Annotated in this window: 22 protein-coding genes, 2 tRNA genes and 1 riboswitch; of the genes, 14 read left to right on the top strand and 10 right to left on the bottom strand. The window is 73.2% G+C overall.

Annotation, left to right across the window (positions count from 1 at the left end):
* The first annotated feature begins 153 nt into the window (after positions 1–153).
* The 7 genes from AC07GB_RS23160 (at position 154) to AC07GB_RS23130 (ending at position 7,237) form a co-directional block, all read left to right on the top strand.
* Positions 154–912, top strand: coding sequence for an IclR family transcriptional regulator (locus AC07GB_RS23160; RefSeq protein ID WP_478848327.1), 759 nt, complete (start codon positions 154–156; stop codon positions 910–912).
* A gap of 53 nt (positions 913–965) precedes the next feature.
* Positions 966–1,039 (top strand) — tRNA-Lys (locus tag AC07GB_RS23155).
* A 115-nt stretch (positions 1,040–1,154) separates the two neighbouring features.
* A complete protein-coding gene (locus AC07GB_RS23150; RefSeq protein ID WP_478848325.1) occupies positions 1,155–1,889 on the top strand; it encodes a thioesterase II family protein in 735 nt (244 codons plus the stop codon).
* A 169-nt stretch (positions 1,890–2,058) separates the two neighbouring features.
* On the top strand, positions 2,059–2,874 hold the full coding sequence (locus AC07GB_RS23145) for an endo alpha-1,4 polygalactosaminidase (protein ID WP_478848323.1): 816 nt from the start codon (positions 2,059–2,061) through the stop codon (positions 2,872–2,874).
* 94 nt (positions 2,875–2,968) lie between these two features.
* A complete protein-coding gene (locus AC07GB_RS23140; RefSeq protein WP_478848321.1) occupies positions 2,969–4,234 on the top strand; it encodes a sensor histidine kinase in 1,266 nt (421 codons plus the stop codon).
* A complete protein-coding gene (locus tag AC07GB_RS23135) occupies positions 4,167–4,862 on the top strand; it encodes a response regulator (RefSeq protein WP_478848319.1) in 696 nt (231 codons plus the stop codon). Before AC07GB_RS23140 ends, AC07GB_RS23135 begins: the two co-directional genes overlap by 68 nt.
* A 176-nt stretch (positions 4,863–5,038) precedes the next feature.
* Complete coding sequence (locus AC07GB_RS23130) at positions 5,039–7,237, top strand: MMPL family transporter (RefSeq protein ID WP_478848317.1); 2,199 nt, start codon at positions 5,039–5,041, stop codon at positions 7,235–7,237.
* Here AC07GB_RS23130 and AC07GB_RS23125 read toward each other — a convergent pair.
* The 7 genes from AC07GB_RS23125 to AC07GB_RS23095 all read right to left on the bottom strand — a co-directional run bounded on the left by AC07GB_RS23125 (position 7,177) and on the right by AC07GB_RS23095 (position 13,526).
* Positions 7,177–7,467, bottom strand: coding sequence for a hypothetical protein (locus AC07GB_RS23125; protein WP_478848315.1), 291 nt, complete (start codon positions 7,465–7,467; stop codon positions 7,177–7,179). The genes AC07GB_RS23130 and AC07GB_RS23125 overlap by 61 nt on opposite strands.
* A 14-nt stretch (positions 7,468–7,481) precedes the next feature.
* A complete protein-coding gene (locus tag AC07GB_RS23120; protein ID WP_478848313.1) occupies positions 7,482–8,147 on the bottom strand; it encodes a response regulator in 666 nt (221 codons plus the stop codon).
* Complete coding sequence (locus AC07GB_RS23115) at positions 8,114–9,364, bottom strand: sensor histidine kinase (RefSeq protein WP_478848311.1); 1,251 nt, start codon at positions 9,362–9,364, stop codon at positions 8,114–8,116. The genes AC07GB_RS23120 and AC07GB_RS23115 overlap by 34 nt, the downstream gene beginning before the upstream one ends.
* A 2-nt stretch (positions 9,365–9,366) precedes the next feature.
* Entirely contained in the window at positions 9,367–9,891 is a 525-nt protein-coding gene (locus tag AC07GB_RS23110; RefSeq protein ID WP_478848309.1) for a DUF3592 domain-containing protein, read from the bottom strand.
* Positions 9,892–10,008: 117 nt separating this feature from the next.
* Positions 10,009–10,608 carry a lytic polysaccharide monooxygenase auxiliary activity family 9 protein gene (locus tag AC07GB_RS23105; RefSeq protein WP_478848307.1) on the bottom strand — a complete coding sequence of 200 codons (600 nt, stop codon included), beginning with the start codon at positions 10,606–10,608 and terminating at the stop codon, positions 10,009–10,011.
* 310 nt (positions 10,609–10,918) lie between these two features.
* Positions 10,919–12,151: an SPFH domain-containing protein gene (locus AC07GB_RS23100; RefSeq protein WP_478848305.1), complete on the bottom strand. Its 1,233-nt coding sequence runs from the start codon at positions 12,149–12,151 to the stop codon at positions 10,919–10,921.
* Between the two features lie 67 nt (positions 12,152–12,218).
* Positions 12,219–13,526 carry a peptidoglycan-binding protein gene (locus AC07GB_RS23095; RefSeq protein ID WP_478848303.1) on the bottom strand — a complete coding sequence of 436 codons (1,308 nt, stop codon included), beginning with the start codon at positions 13,524–13,526 and terminating at the stop codon, positions 12,219–12,221.
* Positions 13,527–13,770: 244 nt separating this feature from the next.
* On the opposite strand from AC07GB_RS23095, the gene AC07GB_RS23090 reads away from it, so the two are divergent.
* The 4 genes from AC07GB_RS23090 to glxA all read left to right on the top strand — a co-directional run bounded on the left by AC07GB_RS23090 (position 13,771) and on the right by glxA (position 19,009).
* A tRNA-Lys gene (locus AC07GB_RS23090) sits at positions 13,771–13,844 on the top strand.
* A 172-nt stretch (positions 13,845–14,016) separates the two neighbouring features.
* Complete coding sequence (locus AC07GB_RS23085; protein WP_478848302.1) at positions 14,017–14,730, top strand: FadR/GntR family transcriptional regulator; 714 nt, start codon at positions 14,017–14,019, stop codon at positions 14,728–14,730.
* A 341-nt stretch (positions 14,731–15,071) separates the two neighbouring features.
* Positions 15,072–17,075, top strand: coding sequence for a glycosyltransferase family 2 protein (locus tag AC07GB_RS23080; protein ID WP_478848300.1), 2,004 nt, complete (start codon positions 15,072–15,074; stop codon positions 17,073–17,075).
* Positions 17,072–19,009: a radical copper oxidase GlxA gene (glxA, locus tag AC07GB_RS23075; RefSeq protein WP_478848298.1), complete on the top strand. Its 1,938-nt coding sequence runs from the start codon at positions 17,072–17,074 to the stop codon at positions 19,007–19,009. The genes AC07GB_RS23080 and glxA overlap by 4 nt, the downstream gene beginning before the upstream one ends.
* Positions 19,010–19,131: 122 nt before the next feature.
* On the opposite strand, the gene AC07GB_RS23070 is transcribed toward glxA, so the two are convergent.
* Positions 19,132–20,166, bottom strand: coding sequence for a glycoside hydrolase family 6 protein (locus AC07GB_RS23070; RefSeq protein ID WP_478848296.1), 1,035 nt, complete (start codon positions 20,164–20,166; stop codon positions 19,132–19,134).
* Between the two features lie 160 nt (positions 20,167–20,326).
* Between AC07GB_RS23070 and AC07GB_RS23065 the strand changes: the two genes are divergently transcribed.
* The 3 genes from AC07GB_RS23065 (at position 20,327) to AC07GB_RS23055 (ending at position 22,794) form a co-directional block, all read left to right on the top strand.
* A complete protein-coding gene (locus AC07GB_RS23065; RefSeq protein ID WP_478848294.1) occupies positions 20,327–21,148 on the top strand; it encodes an ANTAR domain-containing protein in 822 nt (273 codons plus the stop codon).
* A 442-nt stretch (positions 21,149–21,590) separates the two neighbouring features.
* Positions 21,591–21,664, top strand: a riboswitch (cobalamin riboswitch).
* Between the two features lie 54 nt (positions 21,665–21,718).
* On the top strand, positions 21,719–21,946 hold the full coding sequence (locus AC07GB_RS23060) for a CbtB domain-containing protein (protein WP_478848292.1): 228 nt from the start codon (positions 21,719–21,721) through the stop codon (positions 21,944–21,946).
* 17 nt (positions 21,947–21,963) lie between these two features.
* Positions 21,964–22,794 carry a CbtA family protein gene (locus tag AC07GB_RS23055; protein ID WP_478848290.1) on the top strand — a complete coding sequence of 277 codons (831 nt, stop codon included), beginning with the start codon at positions 21,964–21,966 and terminating at the stop codon, positions 22,792–22,794.
* Positions 22,795–22,913: 119 nt separating this feature from the next.
* Here the strand turns inward: AC07GB_RS23055 and AC07GB_RS23050 are convergent, their stop codons facing one another.
* Positions 22,914–23,537, bottom strand: a complete 624-nt coding sequence (locus tag AC07GB_RS23050) for a class F sortase (RefSeq protein ID WP_478848514.1) — start codon at positions 23,535–23,537, stop codon at positions 22,914–22,916.
* 59 nt (positions 23,538–23,596) lie between these two features.
* Positions 23,597–24,115, bottom strand: a complete 519-nt coding sequence (locus AC07GB_RS23045; RefSeq protein WP_478848289.1) for a hypothetical protein — start codon at positions 24,113–24,115, stop codon at positions 23,597–23,599.
* Positions 24,116–24,192: the final 77 nt, after the last annotated feature.

Raw genomic sequence — 24,192 nt, 5'->3', positions numbered from 1 at the left:
GGGTGCGCCGGGTGCGCCGTAGAAACCTCCAACGCCCCCTACCAGCAGGTGCTTTGGCGGTTATGGTGGACAGGGTCAGGGGCCAGCTGTCCAGAACCGTACCGTCCAGGGGTCACCAGGCCACCGGGCCACCAGGGGTCGAGGGGGAGAGCCGTGACGCTCCAGCACGAGCCGACGACGGCGCACCGGTCGGTGCAGCACGCCCTGCGCGTGCTCGAACTCGTCGCGCGCCGCGGCACCGGCGTCACCGAGGACGAGCTGGGCCGGCACGCGGCACTGCCCCCGGCCCGGCTCGCCCCGCTCCTGCGCATGCTCCTGCGCGAGGGGTATGTGGAGCAGCTCACGGACGGCGCGTATGTGACGGGCGCGGCCCTCACCCGGCTCGGCTCCGCCCACGAGCGCGGGCGGGCCCTGCGCGAGAAGCTCCAGAGCACGCTGGTCGGCCTGCGCGACTCGATCGGCGCCGCGGTGTACGTGAGCCGGTACGTGGACGGCGAGATCCGGGTCATGGACGTCGCGGACGGCCCCCGGACGCCGAAGGTCAACGAGTGGGTGGACTTCCGCGTCGCCGGGCACGCCTGCGCGGTCGGCAAGAGCCTGCTCGGGCAGCTCGACGTGGCCGCGCGCCGCGACCACCTGGCGCGCCACAAGATGCCCCGGCTCACCTCCCGGACGATCACGAACGAGCGGGTCCTCCTGACGAAGCTCGCCGCCCAGGCCCCCACGGTCCCCGTCCTCGACATCCAGGAGTACGCGGTCGGCACGGTCTGCGCCGCCGTCCCCGTCACGGCGGGCGCGGCGGTCGGCTGCCTCGCCCTGTCCCTGCCCGTCGAGCGCGCGCACCGGCTGCGCGAGGCCGCGGAGACCCTGAACCGCAAGGCGGCGCCGGTGCTGCTCTCCCTCGCGATCTGAGCCGGTGGTCATGAGCACCCCGTCGGACCAGGTAATATTTTCTTCGTCAGCAGGCGCCGCTAGCTCAGTTGGTTAGAGCAGCTGACTCTTAATCAGCGGGTCCGGGGTTCGAGTCCCTGGCGGCGCACTAGCGATCAGGTCACCCACCTGAGGCTGGCTTCAAGAAGGCCCTTCCGGTTTCGGAAGGGCCTTCTTCGCATGCGATCATCGGATTCGACCTGGTACCGGTGGTGGGGGGCAGCATGGGGTGGACGACCGTCGTGGAACCGAGGCCCTTCGCGGCCCGACGTCTGGTGTGCTTCCCGCACGCGGGCGGCTCGCCGCACTTCTTCCGCGCGTGGAGCAAGGCCCTCCCGGACTTCGAGGTGCACGCGGTCTGCTACCCGGCCCGGGGCGAGCGCATCGCCGAGCCGCCCGCCACCGACCTGCGACAGCTCGCCCGCGACCTCGCGCGGGAGCTGCGGCCGCCGGCCGACGGGCGGCCCACGGTCCTCTTCGGGCACAGCATGGGCGCCACCGTCGCGTACGAGGTCGCCCGGATCTGGCAGGCCGAGGGCGCGGGCCCCGAGCACCTCTTCGTCTCGGCGGCCCGGGCCCCGCACATCGCGCAGGGCACGCCCGAGGAGGCCGCCGCCCTCTCCGACGCGAAGGTCCTCGACATCCTGCGCCGCCTCGGCGGCACGGAGGCCGAGCTGCTCGACAACCCGCTCTTCCTCGACCTGGTCATGCCCTACGTGGGAGCGGACTTCCGCATGCTCGCGAGGTACGCGGGCCCGGTCGGTGCCGCGCCGCTCGACTGCCCCGTCACCGTCCTGCTCGGTGACGCGGACACCCGGGTGAGCGTCGAGCACGCCGAGGCCTGGCGGGAGGCCACCCGGGGGGCCTTCGAGCGGTTCACGCTGCCCGGCGGACACTTCTACCTGGCCGACGAGCCGCCCTTCGCCCTGATCGAGCGGGCCGCGGGGGGCCGGGGCTGAGCCCCCCGGCTGCGCCTGCCGCGGTGGCCGTCTCTCGGCTGCGGGTCCATCGTGGCTGGTCGCGCCCACGCGGCGGAGCCGCACATGGACACAGTCCCGCGCCCCTTAGGGGCGCTCCCGTACCGCGGCGCACAATGGAAGCGCCTCGCTGCCCCCTCAGGACGGACAGATGCCGCTCAGCCGCCCGGCCCGCGCCCTCGCGGCCCTCGCTCTCGCCACAGGCCTCCTCACGAGCTGCTCCAGCGACGACGGCGACCCGTCCCGCGCGCCGCGGGCGCCCCGTGCCGGTGTCGCCTTCGACTACCAGCTCGGGGGCGCCTACCCGCCCCCGGACGGCGTCCGGGCCGTCTCGCGTGACCGGGCGGCGAAGCCCGTGCCCGGCCGCTACAACATCTGCTACGTCAACGCCTTCCAGGCCCAGCCCGGCGGCAAGGCCGCCGCGTGGTGGCGGGACGAGCACCCCGACCTGCTGCTGCACGGCGCGAACGGCAAGCTCGTGATCGACGAGGACTGGCAGGAGCCCCTCCTCGACATCTCCACCGCCGCCAAGCGCGAGGCCCTCCTCGACGTCGTCGGCCCGTGGATCGACGGCTGCGCGCGCGCCGGCTTCGACGCCGTGGAGCCCGACAACCTCGACTCGTACGCGCGCTCCGACGGCCGCCTCAAGGCCGCCGACGGCCAGGCCTTCGCGCGGCTCCTCGTCCGCAGGGCCCACGACCAGGGCCTGGCCATCGCGCAGAAGAACACCACCGAGTTCCTGGACAAGAGGCTCGGCTTCGACTTCGCCGTCGTGGAGGAGTGCGGCCAGTACGGCGAGTGCGGCGACTACGCGGCGGTGTACGGCGGGAGGGTCCTCGACATCGAGTACGAGAAGAAGGGCTTCGCCGCCGCGTGCCGCCGCTGGGGCGACAAGCTCTCCATCGTCCTGCGCGACCGCGACGTGAGCCCCGCGGGAGAGGACGCCTACGTGTACCGGCGCTGCTGACCGGCCCCGCGCCCGCGCGGATATCCCTCGTACCGGCGAGGACGCGGCCCGCCGCCCGTGCTGAACTGGCAGCCCCGTGCGAGGGAGCCGCCGCATGCAGCGAACGTCCGTGCCGAGACCTGGACCGGCGCGCCGCCGTCACCACCCGTTCCACCTGTTCCACCCGTACCTCCAGGACGGGGCGCTCGCCGCCCTCGTCCTGTTCGCCACGTCCTTGCAGTTCGTCTTCCCCCACGAGGGCGACGACCGGCTCTCGCCGATCGGCTTCCTGCTCGGCGCGGGCACGGCCCTGCCGCTGGCCTGGCGGCGGCGCGCGCCCATGCTCAGCGTCTATCTGGTGAGCGTGTTCACGCCCGCGATGGCCGTCTACCGGACGCCGCCGCCGGACGTCGCGTACGGCGGCCTCGTCGCGCTCTACACCCTCGCCGTCGTCGGCAAGCCCGTGCAGCGGCGCCTCGTGCTCGCCACCTGGCTGGTGGGCGCGACGGCCACGATGACCTTCCGGGAGCGGGCCGAGCCCTTCGAGTACGCCTTCCACCTGCTGAGCTTCGTCAGCGCCTACGGCTTCGGCGTCCTTGCCCGGGTCAAGGGCGCCTACACCGCGGCCCTGGAGGACCGGGCGCTGCGCCTGGAGCGGGAGCGGGCCGGGGAGACCGCGCGGGCCGTCGCGCGCGAGCGGGCCAGGATCGCCCGGGACATGCACGACGTACTGGCCCACGCCGTGAGCGTCATGGTGGTGCAGGCGGAGGCGGGGCCGGTGGTGGTGCGGGCCGATCCGGCGCGCGCGGAGCGGGCGTTCGAGGCGATCGGCGCGGCCGGGCGGGACGCGATGGAGCAGTTGCGGCGGATCCTCGGGGTGCTGCGGGAGGCGGACGGCGACGGCTCCGCGGGCGGCGACCGGGGGCCCCAGCCCGCCCTCGCGGCGCTGCCCGCGCTGCTCGCGCGCGTCGAACAGGCGGGCGTCACCGTGCGGTTGAAGGAGTCGGGCGAGACCCGGCCGCTCGCCGCCGACGTCGACGTGGCCGCGTACCGGCTGGCCCAGGAGGCGCTGACGAACGTACTGAAACACGCGGGCGCGAGCCTGGTGACCGTGGAAGTCGCCTGGTCACCGCGCGAGTTGGCGCTCACGGTGACGGACGACGGCACGGGCGCGGCGCGCGCGGCCACCGGGGGATACGGCCTCGTCGGCATCCGGGAGCGCGCCGCCGCCTGCGGGGGCCGGGTGGACGTGGGACCCGCCGCGGGCGGCGGATTCCGTGTCGCGGCGCGCCTGCCCACGGCATCCTTGGCGCATGAGCATCCGCGTGGTGGTGGCCGACGACCAGGAGCTGGTGCGCAGCGGCTTCGCGATGATCCTTGACGCGCAGCCCGGCATCGAGGTGGTGGCGGAGGCGGGCGACGGCGCCGAGGCCGTCGACGCGGTGCGCCGCCTGGCGCCCGACGTGCTGCTCCTCGACGTCCGCATGCCCGGCGTCGACGGCATCGAGGCGGCCCGCGTGGTGTGCGCGGAGTCCGGCTGCCGGGTGGTGATGCTGACGACGTTCGACGTCGACGAGTACGTGTACGACGCGCTGTACGCGGGCGCGAGCGGCTTCCTGCTCAAGGACGTGCGCAGGGACGACCTGGTGCACGCGGTCCGCGTGGTCGCGGCCGGGGACTCGCTGCTCGCCCCGTCCGTGACCCGCCGCCTGGTCGCGGATTTCGTCCGCAGGGGCCGCCCCGACGAGGCCGCGCCCGTGTCCCCCGCGGCCCCGGCGGCCCCCTCGCGTCACCTCGGGGTGCTCACCGCCCGCGAGGAGGAGACGCTGCGGCTGCTCGCCCGCGGCCTGTCGAACGCGGAGATCGCGGCGGAGTTCGTGGTCAGTGAGCACACCGTGAAGACCCACGTCAGCAACGTCCTGTCGAAGCTGGCGCTGCGGGACCGCGTCCAGGCGGTGATCTGCGCGTACGAGCACGGCCTCGTGGTGCCAGGGGACCAGGGCGCCTGAGCGGGCCCGCCGCCTCCCCCGCCGGAGGGAGGGCGGCGGGCCCCCTCCCCCGCGCGACCCATGGACCGCGTCCGCGAAGACCGCTCCCCACGGCGATCCGGAGCCCGCCCGCCACGGGCGAAGGTGTGGCCGAGAACAGTCTTCGCCCCGGCCCCTGGGGCCAGTTAGGAGCGGTCATGCTCGCCTCGCTCTCCCGGACGGCAACCCGCCGGCCGGTCTTGGTGCTGTTGGTCTGGTTACTGCTGCTCGTCGTCGGATTCGGTTTCGGTACGCGGGTGTTCGGCGACCTCAACTCGTCCGTGGAGGACGTGCCCGGCAGCGAGTCCGCGGTCACGAGCGAGGCACTCGGGCCGCTCACCCCGGACGGGGAGTCGTTCACGGCGTCCGTCACGGGCGGGCCGGTGCGCGCCCCCGAGGTGCGCGCCGCGGTGGCCGACGCCCTCACCGACGTGCGCGGCCAGCGGGGCGTCGAGCGCGTCCTCGACCCGTACACCGGCAAAGGCCTCGTCGCCGAGGACGGGAAGGTGCTGCTGATCCCCGTCTCGCTCGACGGCGACCTCTCCGACCGGGACGAGATCCGCGCGGTGAACGACGCCGCCGACCGGCTGCGCGAGATCGCCGCGGCGGCGGACGACCGCGTCGAGGTGGCGGTCAGCGGCGACCCGCTGCTCGGCGACCAGATGGGCGGCCGCGCCCAGGAGGACGTGGCACGCGCCGAGTTGATCACCCTGCCCGCCGTCCTGCTCGCCCTCCTGCTGATCTTCGGCGGGCTGCGCGCTGCCGGGCTCCCGCTGCTCGTGGCGGTGAGCGGGGTGGCCGGGGCGTTCCTGACGCTGTTCGCGTTCAGCCAGGTCACGGACATCTCGGTGTACGCGGTGCAGGTGGTGTCGATGCTGGGCCTCGGCCTCGCGGTGGACTACGCGCTCCTCATGGTGGTGCGGTTCCGCGAGGAGCGGGGGCGTGAGCCGGACGTCGTACGCGCCGTGCACGCGACGGTGGCGCACGCCGGACGGACCGTGCTGTTCTCCGGCCTGACCGTGGCCGTGTGCCTGTCGGGCCTGGTGTGGTTCCCCAGCCCGTTCCTGCGGAGCATGGGGCTCGCCGCGGGCGCGGTCGTCGTGGTCGACATGCTGGCGGCCCTGACGCTGCTCCCCGCGCTCCTCACCCTGTTCGGCGGCAAGCTCACGCCCCGGCGCACGCGGTCGCGCCTGCGGAAGAAGCCCGCGGAGCCCGGCGCGCTCTTCGCCCGGCTCGCCCGCTTCTCCGCCCGCCGCCCCTACGCCGTCCTGGTCACCGTCGTCGCCGGGCTCGCGGTGCTCGCGACGCCCGTCCTGGGCATGCGCATCGAGATCGGCGACGCGCGTCAGCTGCCGCACGACACCGAGGCCCGGCAGCTCTACGACGCCGTGCACGAGCACTTCCCTGCGGGCACGGACGTGAACACCGTGGACGTCGTGATCAAGCCGGGCGCCGACCCCGCCTACGAGCGCGAGATCCGCGCCCTGCCCGGCGTCACCCGGTCGAGCAGCGACCGGCTGCCGGGCGGCACCACCCTGGTGCGGCTCACCCCGACCGGCTCGGCGGACGGCCCGGAGGCGACCGCCCTCGTCGAGCGGGTACGCGACCTGCGCGGCGACGAGCCGGCACGGGTCACGGACACCGCGGCCCGGCTCGTGGACTTCCGGGCGATGCTCGCCGACCGGGCGCCCTGGGCCGTACTCACCGTGATCGTAGGCCTGTTCGCGCTGCTCTTCGCCTTCACCGGCTCGCTGCTCAGCCCGCTGCGGACGCTGCTCACCACGCTCCTGAGCCTGGGCGCCGCGCTCGGCGTGGTGACCTGGGTCTTCCAGGACGGGCACGGGGCCTCGCTGCTCGGCGGCGAGGGCCTCGGCGCGCTCAGCCTGACCGCGCCGCCGCTGATCGTCGCGATCGCGTTCGGGCTCGCCATGGACTACGAGCTGTTCATCCTGTCGCGGATGCGGGAGTCCTGGGAGGCGACCGGGGACGCGCACGAGGCGGTCGTCGAGGGCCTGCGCCGCTCGGGCCGCGTGGTGAGCTGTGCCGCGCTGCTGCTCGCCATCGTCTTCGGCGGCTTCATGACGGGCGGCTTCTCACCGATCCTCCAGATCGGCCTCGGCCTGACGCTCGCGGTCCTGATCGACGCCACGATCGTACGGATGCTGCTCGTGCCCGCCGCGATGACGCTGCTCGGCGACCGGGCGTGGTGGGCGCCGCCGTTCCTGCGGCGGCTCCACCAGCGGTACGGGCTCTCGGAGGCGCCGACGGTCCTGGCCGAGCCCGGTGGGGCCGCACTTCAGGAGAGCACGACGACGTCCATGACGAGCGCGGCGGCAAGCCCGCAGCCGAGGAGGTAGCTGCCGAGCCTGGTCCTGCCGCGCCGGCTCAGCTCGACGACCAGGCCGCAGAGGACGAGCAGCAGCCCGTACACACCCACGACCAGAACGGACGCTCTATTCAGCAGATGCATGGTGAGCAGCACCGCCGCCACCGCCATCCCCGCGGTGGCGGCGGCGCCGCGCAGTCGCCGTGCCTGGCGCGGGGTGCGGGCCCCGCGCTCCGGGGGGCCTTGTTCCGACATGCCCATGCCCGGAATCGTAGTCAGGCCCTGAGATACGCGAGGACGGCGAGCACGCGCCGGTGCGTGCCGTCGGTGACGGGCAGGTCGAGCTTGCCGAGGATGTTGCCGATGTGCTTGCCCACGGCGGCCTCGGTGACGACGAGTTCGGCGGCGATGGAGGCGTTGGACCTGCCCTCCGCGACCAGCGCGAGCACCTCGCGCTCGCGCGGCGTGAGCCGCTCCAGGGGGTCGCGCCTGCGCCGCAGCAACTGCCGTACGACTTCGGGGTCCACGACCGTGCCGCCGTCGGCGACCCGGGTGAAGGCGTCCACGAACTGCTCGACCTGCCCGACCCGGTCCTTGAGCAGATACCCGACGCCGCCGCCGTCGCCGGTGTCCAGCAACTCGGCGGCGTACGACCGCTGCACGTACTGGCTGAGCACGAGCACCGGCAGGTCAGGGCGGTCGGCGCGCAGGGCGAGCGCGGCGCGCAGCCCCTCGTCCTGGAAGCCTGGCGGCATCCGCACGTCGGTGACGACGACGTCGGGGCCGTGCTCGGCGACGGCCCGGCGCAGCGCGTCCGCGTCGCCGACCGCCGCGGCCACCTCGTGCCCGAAGCGGGTGAGCACCCCGACGAGGCCCTCGCGCAGCAACACGCTGTCCTCGGCGAGGACTACGCGGCGGGCGCGGGTGGGAGCGGGTCGCACGGGATCTCCAGGGACAGGGCGGTCGGACCGCCGGGCGGGCTGGTGACGGTCAGTGTGCCATCGAGGACCGCGAGGCGGTCGGCGAGCCCGGTCAGGCCGGTGCCGCGCGCGGGGTCGGCGCCGCCGCGCCCGTCGTCGCGCACCCGTACGCGCAGGGCTCCGCCCGTGTGCCGGGCGTGCACGTCGGCGCGTGCGGCGCCGCTGTGCCGGGCGACGTTGGCGAGGGCCTCGCGGACGGCGAAGTAGGCGGCGGACTCGACGGGTTCGGGCAGCCGGGGCAGGTCCGCGTCGGTGTCGACGGGCACGGGCGAGCGGTCGGCGGCGTCCTCGATGGCGGCGGCGAGGCCGTAGTCGGCGAGGACGCGCGGGTGGATGCCCCGGATCAGCTCGCGCAGTTCGGCGAGGACCCGGTCGGCCTCCTGGTGGGCCGCGGCGAGCCGGTCGGCGAGGGGGCTGCCCGGCTCGGCGTCGAGGCGGGCGAGGCCGAGGCCCATGCTCAGGGCGACGAGCCGCTGCTGCGCGCCGTCGTGCAGGTCCCGCTCCACCCGGCGGCGTTCGGCCTCGAAGGCGGCGACGAGCCGGGCCCTGGACCGGGTCACCTCGGCGAGCCGTGCCTCCGTCTCGGCCTCGCGCGGGGCGAGCAGCAGATGGGCGACGGCGGCGCGGGCGGTGGCGTACGCGCCGAGCGGGTACAGCAGGACGGCGAGCAGCAGCAGACCGAGCGCGGCGGTGCCGCAGGCCGCCGGGTAGGAGTCGAGGAACCACAGCTTGGCGGGCCGGATGCCGCCGCCGGCGGGGCCGCCCGTGAGCGCGAGCTGGGCGGGCGCGGCGGCGAGGGTGAGGGGCAGCCCCAGCGTGCAGGCGGCCACCGCCAGGTCGAGGGGCCACAGCACGAACGCCATCAGGACGGCGTACGCCAGTTCCCGCCAGGTCGCCTGCTCCCGCACCCGGAGCCGGAGCCAGGCCGCGAGGCCGGGGGCGTCGGGGGTGCGGTGCGGTCCTGGCACCGGGCCCGGCCGCACCAGCCGGGCGCGGCGGCGCTCCAGGGCCCCTACGGGCACGCCCGCGAGGGCGAGGAGTGCGAGCAGGGGGATCCCCACGACGACGAGGCTGCCGACAAGGCCGAGCACGAGGCCCCCGACCAGGACGACCAGGAGGGGTGCCCCCAGCGCGGCCCCCGACAGCACATAGGCGGCCTTCCGCACCGTGCGCTTCACGCTCAGGGCGCCTCGACGCCCGGGTCGGTCTCCCACGGCACGTCGGGGGCCGGGTCGTCGTCGACGCTCACGCCGGATCCCCAGCCGAAGTCCTCGGAGAAGGCGTGCACCTGCGTGACGAAGAAGGCGCAGAAGGCGACGATCAGGCCGAGGAAGCCGAGCACGGCGAGGGTGGCCACCGTGTTCGCGACCGGGCGCGGCGCGTGCGCGGTTGCCCGCTCGGGCCGCTCCGGGGCGTAGTACACGGTCACGATGTCGCCCTCCAGGACGGTCCCCGGGCCGTCCTCCTCCTCGAAGCGGACCGTGCGGCCGTCGCGGGTGACGTACTCGTAGACGTGGTGGAGGGTCGTGGACACGTGGTCGCCGTGTCCGGAGGTCGTGGTGTAGGTGCGCAGACAGCGCGCCTCGGCGGTCAGGCCGCTGCCCCAGGCGCGCCGCACCTGGGTCGAGCGTCTGACGATCGCGGCCCCCATGACGAGGGCCAGGCCCGCCATGAGTGCCGGTACGGCATAGAACAGCAGGTCCATGAGGCCCCCCGATAAGTCCCGCGCACGCCGTCGTGGTCACGTACGGCGTGCGCAGAACCTACCCGTGGGGGGTGGCGGGGATCCTCAGGGAAACCTCAGAACCAGGTGCCGGAGGGGTCAGAAGGTGACGTCGGAGCAGGCGTAGAACGCGTTGCCGGTGTCCGCGACCGTCCAGACGGCGAGGATCACGTGGTGGCCGCTGCGACCGGAGGGGACCGTGCCGCTGTGCGACAGGGTGGCGGGCGGCTGCTGGCTGTTGTAGGGGACGGTGAGGAACGGCTGGGTGTCGAGGGCCGCCCTGGTCAGGGGCTGGCTCTCGTTCCAGCCCTGCTTGGTGATGTAGTAGCGGAAGTCCGTGGTGCGGTGCCGCGCGGTGAACTGCCAGCGGAAGGTGTAGCTCTGGCCGCCCGACAGCTTCGTCGTGGGCCAGGCGTTGCCGTTCGGCTGCGTCGCCTTGTTGAGCGAGCTGAAGCCGGCGAGTCCCGCGGAACAGAGCTTGCCGTCGGCGGGGCCGCCCGCGGGGAAGCCCTTGGGGCCCTCCACGCTCTGCGGTTCGTACTGTATGGCGCCGCAGCCGGTCACCACGCCCTTGGCGCAGTTGATCTGACGGCTTGCGGGCAGGTCGGTGTAGCCATGGCTGCTGGCGCCGCCGGTCGAGAGCACGAACGCTCCGACCGTCGCCATCCCGAGCATGGCGGCGGACAGTTTCTTTCGCATGCTGCGCTCCTGAAGAACGTGGGGGAGTCCTGTGAGCCGTGCGCGCGCTGACGGTCGTGCTGAACTGCCGTGTGACGGGTGGTGCTGTCGCCGCACGGGATGCGATTCGCATGGTCTGGACCTGTGGGGGCGTGCGGTCTAGACCAAGTCCCAGATTATGGCGGGTAGTTGAACATGTCCATACCAATCGTGGAGACGATCCGATCGCACCGAGTCCGCGAAGTCTCCACGCGTTCGCCCTCGGGGCCGTCGTCACCCGCCCCGCGCCGCGCTCGCGGCAAGTTCCCCCCGCGGTGGTCCTGGTCGGCGCTCAGCGCTCTCCGTGCCCGGTACAGAAGGCCACCGTCAGGTCCTTGACCAGCGCCTTGCGCTCGTAGTCGTCCAAGTCGACCAGGCCGCGCGCGGTGAGGCGCGTCACCGTGTCCTCGACGGAGTCAAGCACCGAGGTGAGGACGCCGTCGCGGTGCCGCGCGTCGAGCGCGGCGATCCGGCGCCGGTGCATCGCCTCGGCCACCTCCGGCGCGTACTCGATCCGCGTCGGCTGTACGGAGAAGACCTCGATCCCCACCGGCTCCGCCTGCGCGGCGAGGGCCCGCGTCAGGGCCTCGCCGACGGCCTCCGCGTCGCGCAGCGTCGGGCCGCCGTCGGCCGCGCCCCGCTGCCCGTCGTGAAAGGCGTCGGCGGGCAGCCGCGACAGGACGCGCGCGGCGGTCGCCTCCACGCACTCGCGCAGATACTCCTGGTGGTCGGCGACGGCGAGCGTGGCCCGGGCGGTGTCCCTGACCCGCCACACCACGAGCACCACCACGCGCAGCGCCACCCCGGAGCGGTCCACGGCGGCCATCGGCTCGCTGCGCCAGTGCCGGAGGCGCACGTCCACGCGGCGGCGCAGCAGCAGCGGGTTCACCCACAGCAGGCCGGTCCGCCGCACGCTCCCCCGGTACCGGCCGAACAGGGTCAGGACCCACGCCCCGCCGACCCGGCCGCGCGCGAGCCCCCCGAAGCCGAACAGGGCGAGCGCCCCGGCCCCGGCGAGCACCGCCCACTGCGCGGCGTCGATCCCCGCAGCCCGCGCCGTCCCCGCCCGGCCCGTCGCCCCGGGAAGGACCCGGGGCAGCACCCCGGCCCACCACAGCACGAGCACGCAGCCGGCCGCGCCCACGCCACCGGCGAGCACCCCGACCGCGCCGGGCAGCACCCGGGCCCGCCGCTCGGCCGCCTCCGGGTCGGCCTCGGGCACGGCCACGGGAACAGGCGGCGGGAGCGGCACCGCCGACCGGCCCGCCGCCCGGGGGCGCGCCGAGCCGCCGCGCACCACGGCGGAGGGCAGCGCGGCGGAGGAGAGCGCGGCGGAGGGCAAGGTGGTGGAGGGCAGGGCCACCCCCGCCGGGTCCCGCGGATCGTCGCGGAACAGCAGGTGGACGGGGATCTCCGTGGTGGCCTCGCTGTGGATCAGGCGGGGCGAACGGCCCGCGGCCCCCGCCGCACCACCGCGCCCCCGCCCCTCGCCGGACTCCGGGCACCGCTCTGTCGTCGTGCTCATCTCTGCCTCCGTCGCCGTCGTCGCCGCCGTCGCCTCCCTCATCGGGGCCCCGCCGCGCACGGGCCCCTCACCGGAACAGCCGCCGCCACGTCTCGGGCCCCGGGACCCCGTCGGCCGCGCCGCCCCGCCAGCCCTGCGCCCGCTGGAAGGCCTCCACCGCCCGGCGGTCCGCCTCGCCCCAGCGCGGCCCGGGCCCGGCCGCGTAGTACGTGCCGAAGCCCTTGCGCACGAGCTGCCGCCCGAGCAGCTCGACGTACGCGTTGCTCCGCCCGGGCCGGAAGTGGCCCTTGCCGGGGAAGGCGGGAACGCGCTGCCCGGCCCCGGAGCCGCGCCCGGCCGGGATGTCCCGGCCCTTGCCCGTGACCAGGTACGACCAGGTCAGCGGGCCCGGGATGCCGTCCGCTGACGCCCCCGTCCAGCCCTGCGCCCGCTGGAAGGCCCGGGTCGCCCTGCGGTCGGCCTCGCCCCAGCGGGGCCCCGGCCCCGACCGGTAGTAGCGGGCGCCGCCCCGGGCGACGAGGAGCCGCCCGAGCCGGGTGACGTGCGCGTTGTGCGCGCCGGGGCCGAAGGCGCGCGCGCCGGGATAGCGGGCGGGCGCCGCCGCCGCGTCCGCGCCGACCGGGCCGCCCGGCGCCCGCAGGGCCTTGTACCGGTAGGCCTGGTAGCGGTCCGCGTCCTTCCAGTACGCGTAGGGCGTGGCCTTCTTGCGGGTGTACGGCCGCGCCTGCTCATAGGCGAGATAGGAGGTGCGCGAGGAGTCCGTCCAGCCACCGAAAATCGTCACGTGCGAGCCCCTCTCCGGGTTCACCGGATTGTGGAACAGGAGAATGTCCCCCGGGGCGAGGGCGGCCTTCGAGACGCGCGTCCCGTACTGGCCGAGACTGCCCGTCCATTCGTTTCCGCCGAGATTCCAGGCCATGGAGACAAAGCCCGAGCAGTCCTGCCGGTAACCGTCTCCCCAGAAACTCCGCAGGTTGTACGGCACCCGCGCGTTCACCCAGCGCTTGGCCCTCGCCATGATCTCGGCGCGGGTGGTGGGGCGCAGCACGGCGCCGTGCGCGCTCGTCCCGTGCAGCGGGGTCTGCCGGCCCTGCGGGGTGCCGGGGTCGTCCCCATCCGGGGCCGCCACCCCTGCCCCCACCTGCGGAAACGCGCCCACGGGCGGGGCTGCGGCGGCGGGCGGCGCCTGGCCGGTGCCGAGCACGGAGCCGGCCGCGGCGGCGAGGACGAGGGCGCGCCGGGCGCCGTGCGCACCCGGGTGGCCGCCCCGGCCCGGTGACAGCGCGTGGGTTCCGGAGCGCCGCCAGTACACGCACCCGGGGCAGGCGCAGTCGCTCGCGGGCCTGAATTCCTCGAATGCCGGAGCGGTATCCATGCGATTCCCCTCACATCCGCCGGGGTGCCCGGGGAAGGCTCCCGGCCGGGTTCGTCCGCGCATCTGCATATCCGTCAGTTTTCCAACTGTCCCGGGATACCGCATGTTGACGGTCCGAATGATGGAGAGGGCCGGGGACAGAGCCCTCCCATCCATCCCGCCCACCACTCCCCCGGAAGCGACCCCCGCCCCGAGGCGGTCAGGACCACCCCCGAACATCCGGTAGAGTTATCTCTGTCAGCAGGCGCCGCTAGCTCAGTTGGTTAGAGCAGCTGACTCTTAATCAGCGGGTCCGGGGTTCGAGTCCCTGGCGGCGCACGATGACGATGGCGAGGCATGTTCGCGGAATACGCGAACCGGCCTCGCCATCTCTGTCTTTGCGCGGCTCCGCCGCGCGTCGTGGGGGCTTCGCCACCCACACCCCCCAGAGCAGCGAAAGCCCTCCGTCACCGACGGGGGGCTTTCGTCGTTCTGCCGCTACCGTTGCGCCATGGCGCGGGACATCCAGGAGCGGATCAAGAAGCTCATCATCGACCAGCGGCTGCCCTCCGGCTCCGTACTGCCGACCGAGCCGGAGCTGATGGAGCGCCTCGGCGTCAGCCGGAACTCGGTGCGCGAGGCGCTCAAGGCGCTCCAGGCCATGGGCATCGTCGAGATCCGGCACGGCTTCGGCACCTACGTCGGGCCGATGTCGATGGCACCCATGATCGAAGGCCTCACCTTCCGCACCGTCGCCGGGCACTACCGCGGCGAGGACAGCCTGCTCCAGCTCCTGGAGCTGCGCGAAGCCGTCGAGACCGGGCTCATCGCGCGCCTCGCGGGCTCCCTGCCGCCCGCCGACCTGGCCGACCTCGACGCGCTCGTGGACCGCATGGACGCCGAGGCCGCCGGGCCCGGCGGCGAGGTGCGCGCCGAGACCGACCGCGCCTTCCACGCCACGCTCTACCGCTGCCTCGGCAACCGGCTGCTCGGCGAGGTCCTCGAGGCGTTCTGGGACGCCTTCCACAAGGTCCGCACCGACCTCGTCCCCATGCCGCAGGACCCGAAGATCACCTGCCGCCAGCACCGCGAGATCCTCGACGCGGTGCGCTCATCGGACGTCCTGCGCGCCGAACGGGCCATACGGGAACACTTCGGCAACATTCGTACCCGTTTGAGCGCACCCGCCTCAACAGCGCCCGCCAGCCCCACTTATGACCGGTAAACTCCTTGTTTTCACTCTTGCGATCATGCAAGGGCGCATAGAACCCTGACGGAAGGCTCACGGGGGCTCACGGAGCCTCGACTCTCACGGGGCGCGCGGCGCGGGGCAGTTGGGGGCTCGGACGCCACCCGTGCGACGGGATTCCTCATGAACACCGGGACAGGGGGTCCCCGCGTTCATGAACGGATGCCAAGGGGGGCATCATGCAACCGGAAGGCCACGTTTCGCTGTCCTAGCGAGGGGTGGCCTACCACTTGATGCGCTCGCGCAGGTCGAGGGGGACCACCGCGGGCGAAAGGACCGACGACCACGCGGGAGAGCCGCGTGCGGGGGGATGACTCATGACGTCGACGCCACCGGGCGAGCGGCACGGCGACCCGTCCCAGACCACCCAGCTCCGCGTGCTCTCGCACCGGACGGGAGGCCTGAGACGCATCAAGAAGACGCTGCCGCGCTACGACTACGAGCACTACAGCCGCCTCGCCGGCCCCCTCACCCAGCCCGACCCGGCCAAGCCCTACAAGGTCCAGTACCGCTCCCTGCTCTCCCAGGAGCCGCACCGGATACGCGCGGCCCTCATGCTCGGCGCGGCGCCGCTGCTCTCCCTCGTCCTGCTCGCCTGGCTGCTCCAGCCCGAGCACTGGACGGAGCGCGACTACCCCGCGTATGACTTCTTGCCCGTGCTCGACGTCGTCATGCTCGTCTCGATCGGCTTGATCGAGTTCTTCCGCTGCATGAACGTCCTGTCCAACGCGCACGCCACGCTCGTCGCCCGTGACCCGATCCCCGTCGTGCCCGAGACCGGCACCCGCGTCGCCTTCCTCACCTCGTTCGTGCCCGGCAAGGAGCCGATCGAGATGGTCACCAAGACCCTCGAAGCAGCGGTCAAATTGCGCCACCGCGGGCTCCTGCACGTGTGGCTGCTCGACGAGGGCGACGACCCGGAGGTCAAGGCCGTCTGCGCGCGCCTCGGCGTGCACCACTTCTCCCGCAAGGGCGTCGCGAAGTGGAACCAGGCCAAGGGCCCGCACCGCGCCAAGACCAAGCACGGCAACTACAACGCCTGGCTGGACGCGCACGGCGACGCCTACGACTACTTCGCCTCCGTGGACACCGACCACGTCCCGATGCCCAACTACCTGGAGCGGATGCTCGGCTTCTTCCGCGACCCGGACGTCGGCTTCGTCATCGGCCCGCAGGTCTACGGCAACTACGACACCTTCGTCACCAAGGCCGCCGAGTCCCAGCAGTTCCTCTTCCACGCCCTGATCCAGCGCGCGGGCAACGCCTACGGCTCGCCCATGTTCGTCGGCACCTCCAACGCGGTGCGGATCAAGGCCCTCAAGCAGATCGGCGGCCTGTACGACTCGATCACCGAGGACATGGCGACGGGCTTCGAGATCCACCGCCACAAGAACCCGGTGACCGGAAGGAAGTGGAAGTCCGTCTACACCCCGGACGTGCTGGCCGTCGGCGAGGGCCCGAACGCCTGGACGGACTTCTTCACCCAGCAGCTCCGCTGGTCGCGCGGCACGTACGAGACGATCCTCAAGCAGTTCTGGAAGGCACCGTTCTCGCTGCCGCCGGGCCGGCTGTTCAACTACACGATGATGGTCATCTTCTACCCGATGTCCGCCCTGAACTGGATCCTCGCGGCCCTGAGCTGCGCCCTGTTCCTCGGCCTCGGCGCCTCCGGCGTGAACATCGACCCGACCATCTGGCTCATGCTGTACGGCAACGCGTCCGCGCTCCAGATCGGCCTGTACATCTGGAACCGCCGCCACAACGTCTCGCCGCACGAGCCCGAAGGCTCCGGCGGTATCGCGGGCATGGTGATGTCGGCACTCTCGGCCCCGATCTACGCGCGCTCCCTCATGGACGCCGCGCTGCGCCGCAAGAGCAGCTTCGTGGTCACGCCCAAGGGCGACTCGGCGAGCCCGGACACGCTGTTCGGCACGTTCCGGATCCACCTGTTCTTCATCCTGGTCTTCGCCGGTTCCATCGCGGCGGCGTACGTGTACGACCACGCGCACCCGGCGATGGTCATCTGGGCCACCTTCGCGCTGCTCGTCACCGCCGCGCCGATCTTCGCCTGGCGGCACGGCATGCGGCAGGAGCGCAAGAAGCCCCCGGCGCCCGCGCGCGGCGGCCCCGTGGTGCCGGAGCAGCAGACGCTCCCGGCGCGGCAGTTCGCGCCGCACAGCGCGCCCCCGCACGCCCACCCGGCCGCGCACGCGCCCCAGCAGAAGCCCAGCTGGGCCTCGGCGCCCACGCACACCTCGAACACCTCGCCGGGTTCGAATGACGACACGATGCAGATCGCCCTCGGGAGCCACGACACATGAGAGACCCCTCAAGCCGCCGCCGTGCCCGCCGGATAGCGATAGGCACCGCGGTGGTGCTGGCGCTGGCCGGCATGAACGGCCCCTGGCTGTGGCGCGTGGGCTCCGAGAAGTACCACAACTACAAGATCAACAAGCCCGAGTACAAGGCGGCGAACGGCCACTGGAAGGTCGTCGACTTCCCCGAGGAGTACCGGCAGAACACGATCCACGCGTCGCTCCTGCACACCGGCAAGATCCTGATGGTGGCGGGCTCGGGCAACAACCAGAAGAACTTCGACGAGAAGAAGTTCGACACCCGGCTGTGGGACCCCGAGAAGAACACCATCAAGAAGATCCCGACGCCCACGGACCTGTTCTGCACCGGCCACACCCAGCTCGCCGACGGCAAGCTGCTCATCGCGGGCGGCACCAAGCGGTACGAGAAGCTCAAGGGCGACGTCACCAAGGCCGGCGGCCTGATGATCGTGCACAACGAGAACCCGGACAGGCCGATCACGCTACCCGCGGGCACGAAGTTCACCGGCAAGAAGAACGGCAAGACCTTCGTCTCGAAGGACCCGATCGTCGTCGAGCGCGCGAAGAAGGTCTTCGACAAGCAGACGGGCGCGTTCCTGCGCAACGACCCGGGCCTCGGCCGCATCTACGTAGAGGCGCAGGAGAGCGGTTCCGAGCACGAGACCGGCACGCAGGACAACTACCGCGTGCAGGGCCTGAGCGGCGCCGACGCCCGCAACACGTACGGCATCGCGCAGAAGCTCGCCCTGGACAAGAAGGACTTCCAGGGCATCAAGGACACCTTCGAGTTCGACCCGGTCGCCGAGAAGTACATCAAGGTCGACCCGATGAACGAGGCCCGCTGGTACCCCACGCTGACCACGCTCACCGACGGCAAGGTGCTCTCCCTCTCCGGCCTCGACGAGATCGGCCAGCTGGTGCCGGGCAAGAACGAGGTGTACGACCCGCGGACGAAGAAGTGGACGTACACCAAGGGCGTGCGGCAGTTCCCGACCTATCCGGCGATCTTCCAGATGGCGAACGGCAAGCTCTTCTACTCCGGTTCGAACGCGGGCTACGGCCCCGCCGACGTCGGCCGTGACCCGGGCGTCTGGGACCTGGAGACCAACAAGTTCAAGAAGATCCCGGGCATGAGCGACCCGGACCTCCTGGAGACCTCCAACACGGTCGAGCTGCCGCCCGCGCAGGACCAGCGCTACATGGTCGTCGGCGGCGGTGGCGTCGGCGAGTCCACGAAGGCCTCCAAGAAGACCCGCGTCGTCGACCTGAAGAAGCGGAACCCGCGCTTCGTGGACGGCCCCGAGCTGGGCACGGGCACCCGCTACCCGCAGGCGTCGATCCTGCCCGACGACTCGGTCCTGGTCTCCGGCGGCTCCGAGGACTACCGCGGCCGCGGCGCCTCCAACATCCACGAGGCCCGTCTGTACGACCCGCGGAAGAACACCTTCGACAAGGTCGCCGACCCGCACGTGGGCCGCAACTACCACTCCGGCTCGATCCTGCTGCCCGACGGCCGGGTGATGTTCTTCGGCTCGGACTCGCTGTACGCCGACAAGGCCAACACGAAGCCGGGGAGCTTCGAGCAGCGCGTGGAGATCTACACGCCGCCGTACCTGTACAACGGTGACCAGCCCGCGCTCGGGGCAGGGCCCAAGACCCTCAAGCGGGGCGCGTCCGGCACGTTCCCCACGAAGGACGCCGCGTCCCTCAAGTCGGCCCGGCTGATCCGGCCTTCGGCCACGACCCACGTCACGGACATCGACCAGACGTCGATCGCCCTGGGCATGAAGAAGTCCGGCGACAAGGTCACGGTGACCGTGCCGAAGAACCGGAGCCTGGTGGAGTCGGGCTGGTACATGCTCTTCGTGACCAACGCGGAGGGCATCCCCAGCAAGGCCCAGTGGGTTCACGTTCCCTAGCCCCCTTGGGGGCGCGGGGAACTGCGCGACCAGCCACAACAAAGCCGCAGACGCGTCTGCTCAGCACTCAGCAGACGCGTCTGCGGCTTTTCGCGCGCTGAGCGCGCAGTTCCCCGCGCCCCTTACGGGGCGTTCTTGGCAAGGCCGAGTGCGTACTCGGGCCACCACTGCCCGGCCTGGGGGCCACCGCGGCAGGTCCCGTCCGACTCACCGGGCCGCTTGACCCAGAGGTACGCGTCGACCTTCGGGTCGCCCGTCTTGGTGGTGGGGGCCTCGCCCAGGGCCCGCCCAGGGGGGTTGCACCAGGGGTCCTTGCCCTTGCCGGTGTAGGGCCCGCGCCCATTGCGGCTGGTGTCGATGACGAAGGGCTTGCCGCCGACCTTGGCGGAGAGGGTCTTGCCGTAGGCCTTGCTGGCCTCGGTGGTCTGGAAGTTGGAGACGTTCACCGCGAAGCCGTCGGCCTGCTCGACGCCGGAGCGCTTCAGCGGCTCGTACAGGCCGTCCGGGTGCGACCAGCCCGCGTTGCCCGCGTCCAGGTAGACCTTGGTGTTCTTCAGGGACTTCAGCTTGGCGATGGCGCCCTTGAGGAGGTCGTAGCGCTCCTCGTGGAACTGCTCGGGCGTGCACTTGTCGACCATGTGCAGGACCGCGTCCGGCTCCAGGACGACCGTGGCGCTGCGGTCGCCGATGCCCTTGGCCACCCCGTCGATCCACGCCCGGTAGGCGTTGCCGTCGGCGGCGCCGCCCTTGGAGAACTGGCCGCAGTCACGGTGCGGGATGTTGTAGAGGACGAGCAGCGCGTCGCGGTCGGCCTTCTCGGCCGCCTCGGTGAAGCCGCGCGCCTCGTCCTCGGGCTGCTCCGGGCCGATCCACTCGCCGACGGGCTGCTCGGCGATCTTCCGGATCCGCGCCGCCTCGTCCTTCTTGCCGTCCTTCTCGTACGCGGCGACCTGCCGCGCCGCGTTCCCGTCGGGGTTGACCCAGAACGGGTCGGTTCCCTTGGGCTGTTGCTCCACCGGGCGGGTCGCCTCGTCGCCGTCCCCGTCGCCGTCGGACGAGCACCCGGCGAGCAGCAGCGCGGCCCCCGTGAGCACGACCGCCGCCGGCACCCCCCTGGCCGCGAAACCCCGTCCGCGACCTGTGTTCTTGCGGTACATCCAGTCCCCCTTGGGCGCACGGTCCGGTGCTCAATCCTGACATAGCCACGAGTGCGTCACGAGGCCGGAAGAGCCCGCCCGGACACCTGTAGGAGAGCTGTTACAGCCCTCCGTAGCGGGGTAGGCGAACCGGTTGGGGGGAGGCGAAAGGGAGAGGCCCATGAAGGCCGTGCCGGACCGCACCCCAGAACTCAGACTGGCACGCGCGCTCGCCGAGACCGTGGTCACGGTCGCCGACGACTTCGACGCGGACCGCCATCTGTGCCGCGTCAGCCAGCTCTGCGCGGAACTCCTCGACGCGCTCGCCGCGGGCGTGTTGTACACGGATGCCGGGGACCGGGTGCGCATCGCCGCGAGCCGCCGCGGCGACGCGCTCGCGCGTGAGCTGCTCGAGGCCCAGCACCTGGGCGGGCCCTGCATCGACTGCTTCGGCACCGGCAAGCCCGTGGGGCCGGTCCGGCTCGCGTCACGGGTCGCGGTGGCCCGCTGGCCCCAGTTCGCGGCACGGGCCCGGGCGCGGGGCGTCGACCTCGCGTTCGCGGTGGCGCTGCGGGCCCGGGGCCGCGTCTTCGGCGTGCTCATCGTCTTCGCGGCGGAGGCCCCGCCGGACGGCGGGCCCGGTGCGCCGGAGCCCGGCGGGGAGGAGGGCACGGGGCGCCAAGGGGGCCGCCAGAGCAGCGCGTTGGGGCTCGCCCAGGCGCTCGCGGACGCCGCTGCCGCCGGTCTGCACAACCAGCGCGTGTACACCGAGTACCGCGATCTCTCCCGGCAGCTCCAGGCGGCGCTCAGCAGCCGCATCCGGATCGAACAGGCCAAGGGGATACTGGCCGAGCGCTGGCAGACCGGGACCGACGTGGCCTTCGACGCGATGCGGCGGTACGCGCGGCGGGAGCGCCTCGTCATGGACACGGTGGCCGGGATGGTGATCCGGGGAGCGCTCGGCGACGCGGCACTGCGGGACGGCCAGGCACCGCCTCCTTAACCCGGGTCCCGTGCCGCCCCCTTGACCGGGCCCCGTGCCGCCCCTCGGCCGGGCCCGGCGCCGCCCCCTAGGCCGAGGGCGGCTTCCGCTCTAGAGTCGTCGTGACGGCCCAAGCCCCCGGCCGGAGTGGAGCGTTCCCCATGCAACGCGCCCCCTGGTGTCCGCGTGCGCCGGGGCGCTCCCCGCACCTCACGACCGATGACCATCCGAAGCCTCCCGCGCCGACGCCGGGTTCCTCCCGCAGCTCGAGCGCGCGCGGTGGAGGGCCGGCCCGGTCGGCGGCTCCGGGGGGAGCGGGTCGTCGACCGGGCGCGGTGGCGGTCGCTCCGGGGCGCACGCCGCCCGCGCGCGGTTCCTTCCAGGGCGCGGTGACCGGTTGACAGTGTCCATGACCACCTGCGACTCTCCCGGCGACAAGTCCATACATCGAGGCGACGGTTGCCAGGAACCCGGTGCGACTCCGGGACGGTCCCGCCACTGTGACCCCACGCGTACGCCTGGGGAAGTCAGGAACTGAACCCGTCGTCCTCCTGCCATGGGGCGTGGAAACCCCAGAAGGAGAGCCACGGTATGTCCGCTTCCGCCGCGCACGGCGCATCACACACCGACACCGCCGCGATACAGTCCGCGACCCTTCAGACCCGCGACTGGCTGATCGCCGCGGGCGCCGTGATCCTCGCGCTCATCACCCTGTACGCCGTCTTCATGGACAACGGCTCGCTGATCTCGGCCACCGGTGACTACCTCCACGAGTTCGCCCACGACGGCCGGCACCTCTTCGGTGCCCCCTGCCACTGATCGGGGCCGCTCGCACCATGACCGCGTCCCCGGAAACTCCCCCTTCCCCGAACTCCCTCACCGCTCCCCGCACTCCGGCTCCTTCCGCCGCCTCCCCGGCGGCGTCGTCCCCCGTCCTCGCGCTCCTCGGCCGCGGCCTCGCGGCCGGGGGCCTGGGCGGGCTCACCGCCGGGCTCTTCTCGCTGCTGCTCGCCGAACCCCTGATGGACCGGGCGATCCGCGCGGAGGAGGCCCGTTCGCAGGCGCACGAGCAGCACGACCCCGGTGCCACCGTGCAGCACCACGAAGAGTTGTTCTCGCGCTCCACGCAACACGCGGGCCTGGTCGTCGCCCTGGTGGTCGCGGGCCTCGCGATCGGCGTGCTCTTCGCCGTGGCGTACGCGCTCGTGCACCGGCGCGACCCGCGCGCCTCGCCCTGGCCGCGGGCGCTGGCGTTCTGCGCGGCCGCCTTCTGCGCGGTCTCCCTCTTCCCCGCCCTGCGCTACCCGGCGATGCCGCCGGGCGTCGGCGACTCCGGCACGGTGGGCGACCGGCAGGCGATGTGGGTCGCGGCAGTCGTGATCAGCGTGCTCGGCATGTTCCTGGTCTGGCAGGTGTACGTGCGCCTGGCCGGCCGGTCGCAGCCGGTGCGGCAGCTCGCGGCGGCGGGCACGGCGGCCGCCGTCCTCGCGCTGCTGTGGGCGCTGCCCGACAACCCGGACCCGACGCCCGTGAGCCCCACGCTCCTGTGGGACTTCCGCATGCTGTCACTCGCCTCGCACGCCCTGATGTGGGTGGTCTTCGCCGCCGTGTTCGGCGGCATCGGCCTGCGGGCGCTGCGCCCAAGAACCGGGGCGGAGGCAGCCTAGGCCCTGTGGAAGTGTGGTGCGGTTCGGCAGCGCCCCGAAGGGGCGCGGGGAACTGCGCGACCAGCCACGACGGACCCGCAGGCGATCGACGGCCCATCGCGGCAATTCCAGCGAAGCGCTTAGGTGTCCACCCCCGTGAGGTACGCGGAGACGACCACGTTGGCCGAGTACGTGCGGCTCGCGCGGTCGAAGGTGCCGCCGCAGGTGATCAGGCGCAGCTCGGCGCGGCCCTCCTCGCGGGGGCCGTAGGCCGTCTTCGCGTCGAAGTCGTCCCGGCCGATCACCTGGACGTCGTCCACCGTGAACTCGGCCACCGCCCCGTCGTCGCGCACCACCCGCACCTTCTCGCCGGGGCGCACGGCGCTGAGGTGGTAGAAGACGGCGGGCCTGCTCTCCGTGTCCACGTGCCCCACGAGCAGCGCGGTCCCGGCGGCTCCGGGCCGCGCTCCGCCGCCGTACCAGCCGACGACGCCCGGCTGCCCGTACGGCGGCGGGTCGACCGCGCCCGCCGCGTCCAGGCCGCGCGCCACCACCGGGGCCCGCAGGCCGAGCGAGGGCACGTCCACGCGCTGGGGCCGCGCGTCGGCCAGCGGCGCGTGCGGCCGTGGCAGTTCGAGGCCGGGGGGCCTGCCGACGGCGGCGATGTCCCCGGTGGTCGGGTCGGAGAGGCCGCCGCGCACGCCGGTGATCTCGCTGCCCCACAGCCACAGGCCCACGAGCAGCACGGCCCACGCCACGCCCATGACGAGACGGCTCGTGCCGTGCGGGGCGTCGGCGCTTTCGGGCTCGGGCCCGGACACCGTCAGTCCGAGCGGCGCCGGCGGACGCTGCGCAGGGCCACGGCGACGGCGGCGGCCCCCGCGAGCACCAGGCCGACGACGGCGTGCCGCGTGCCCGGCCCGGCCTCCTCGGCGACCGCGGCCACGGGCTGAAGGTCGGCGGTGCCGCCGCCACCGGCCCGTACGGGCGCCTGCGGGGTGGCGTCGGCGCCGCCGACCCGGACGGTGCCGACGCCCTGGTGCGGGTGCCCGTCGCAGGTCACGGTGATCTCGTACGTGCCGGAGATCCCGGCCCTGAGCCGCGCCGAGCCGGTGAGGGTCTTCCCGTCGCCCCCGGTCAGCCCGGCGTCCTTCGCGAAGGCCCCCGACCCCGCGGCGCCGGTCGTGCCACGGCACCCCGAGACCCGGACCTCGACCTGCCCGCCCGGCATGCCTTCGGCGGGCGTGACCTGGGCCTCGACCTGGTCCTGGTCGTGCGCGACGGCCGTGCCCGGCGCCGCCACAAGGGCGGCCGCGAGGGCGAGACCCCCCGCGCCACGCACGGCAAGCGAACATATACGCATCGTGAACCTCCTGTACCAGCAGATTCACGCGCGCACGGCCTCAGCGCACCTTCAGC

This window comes from Streptomyces sp. NPDC045778 (assembly GCF_056431945.1).
This window is presented reverse-complemented; position numbering and strand designations above follow the sequence as displayed.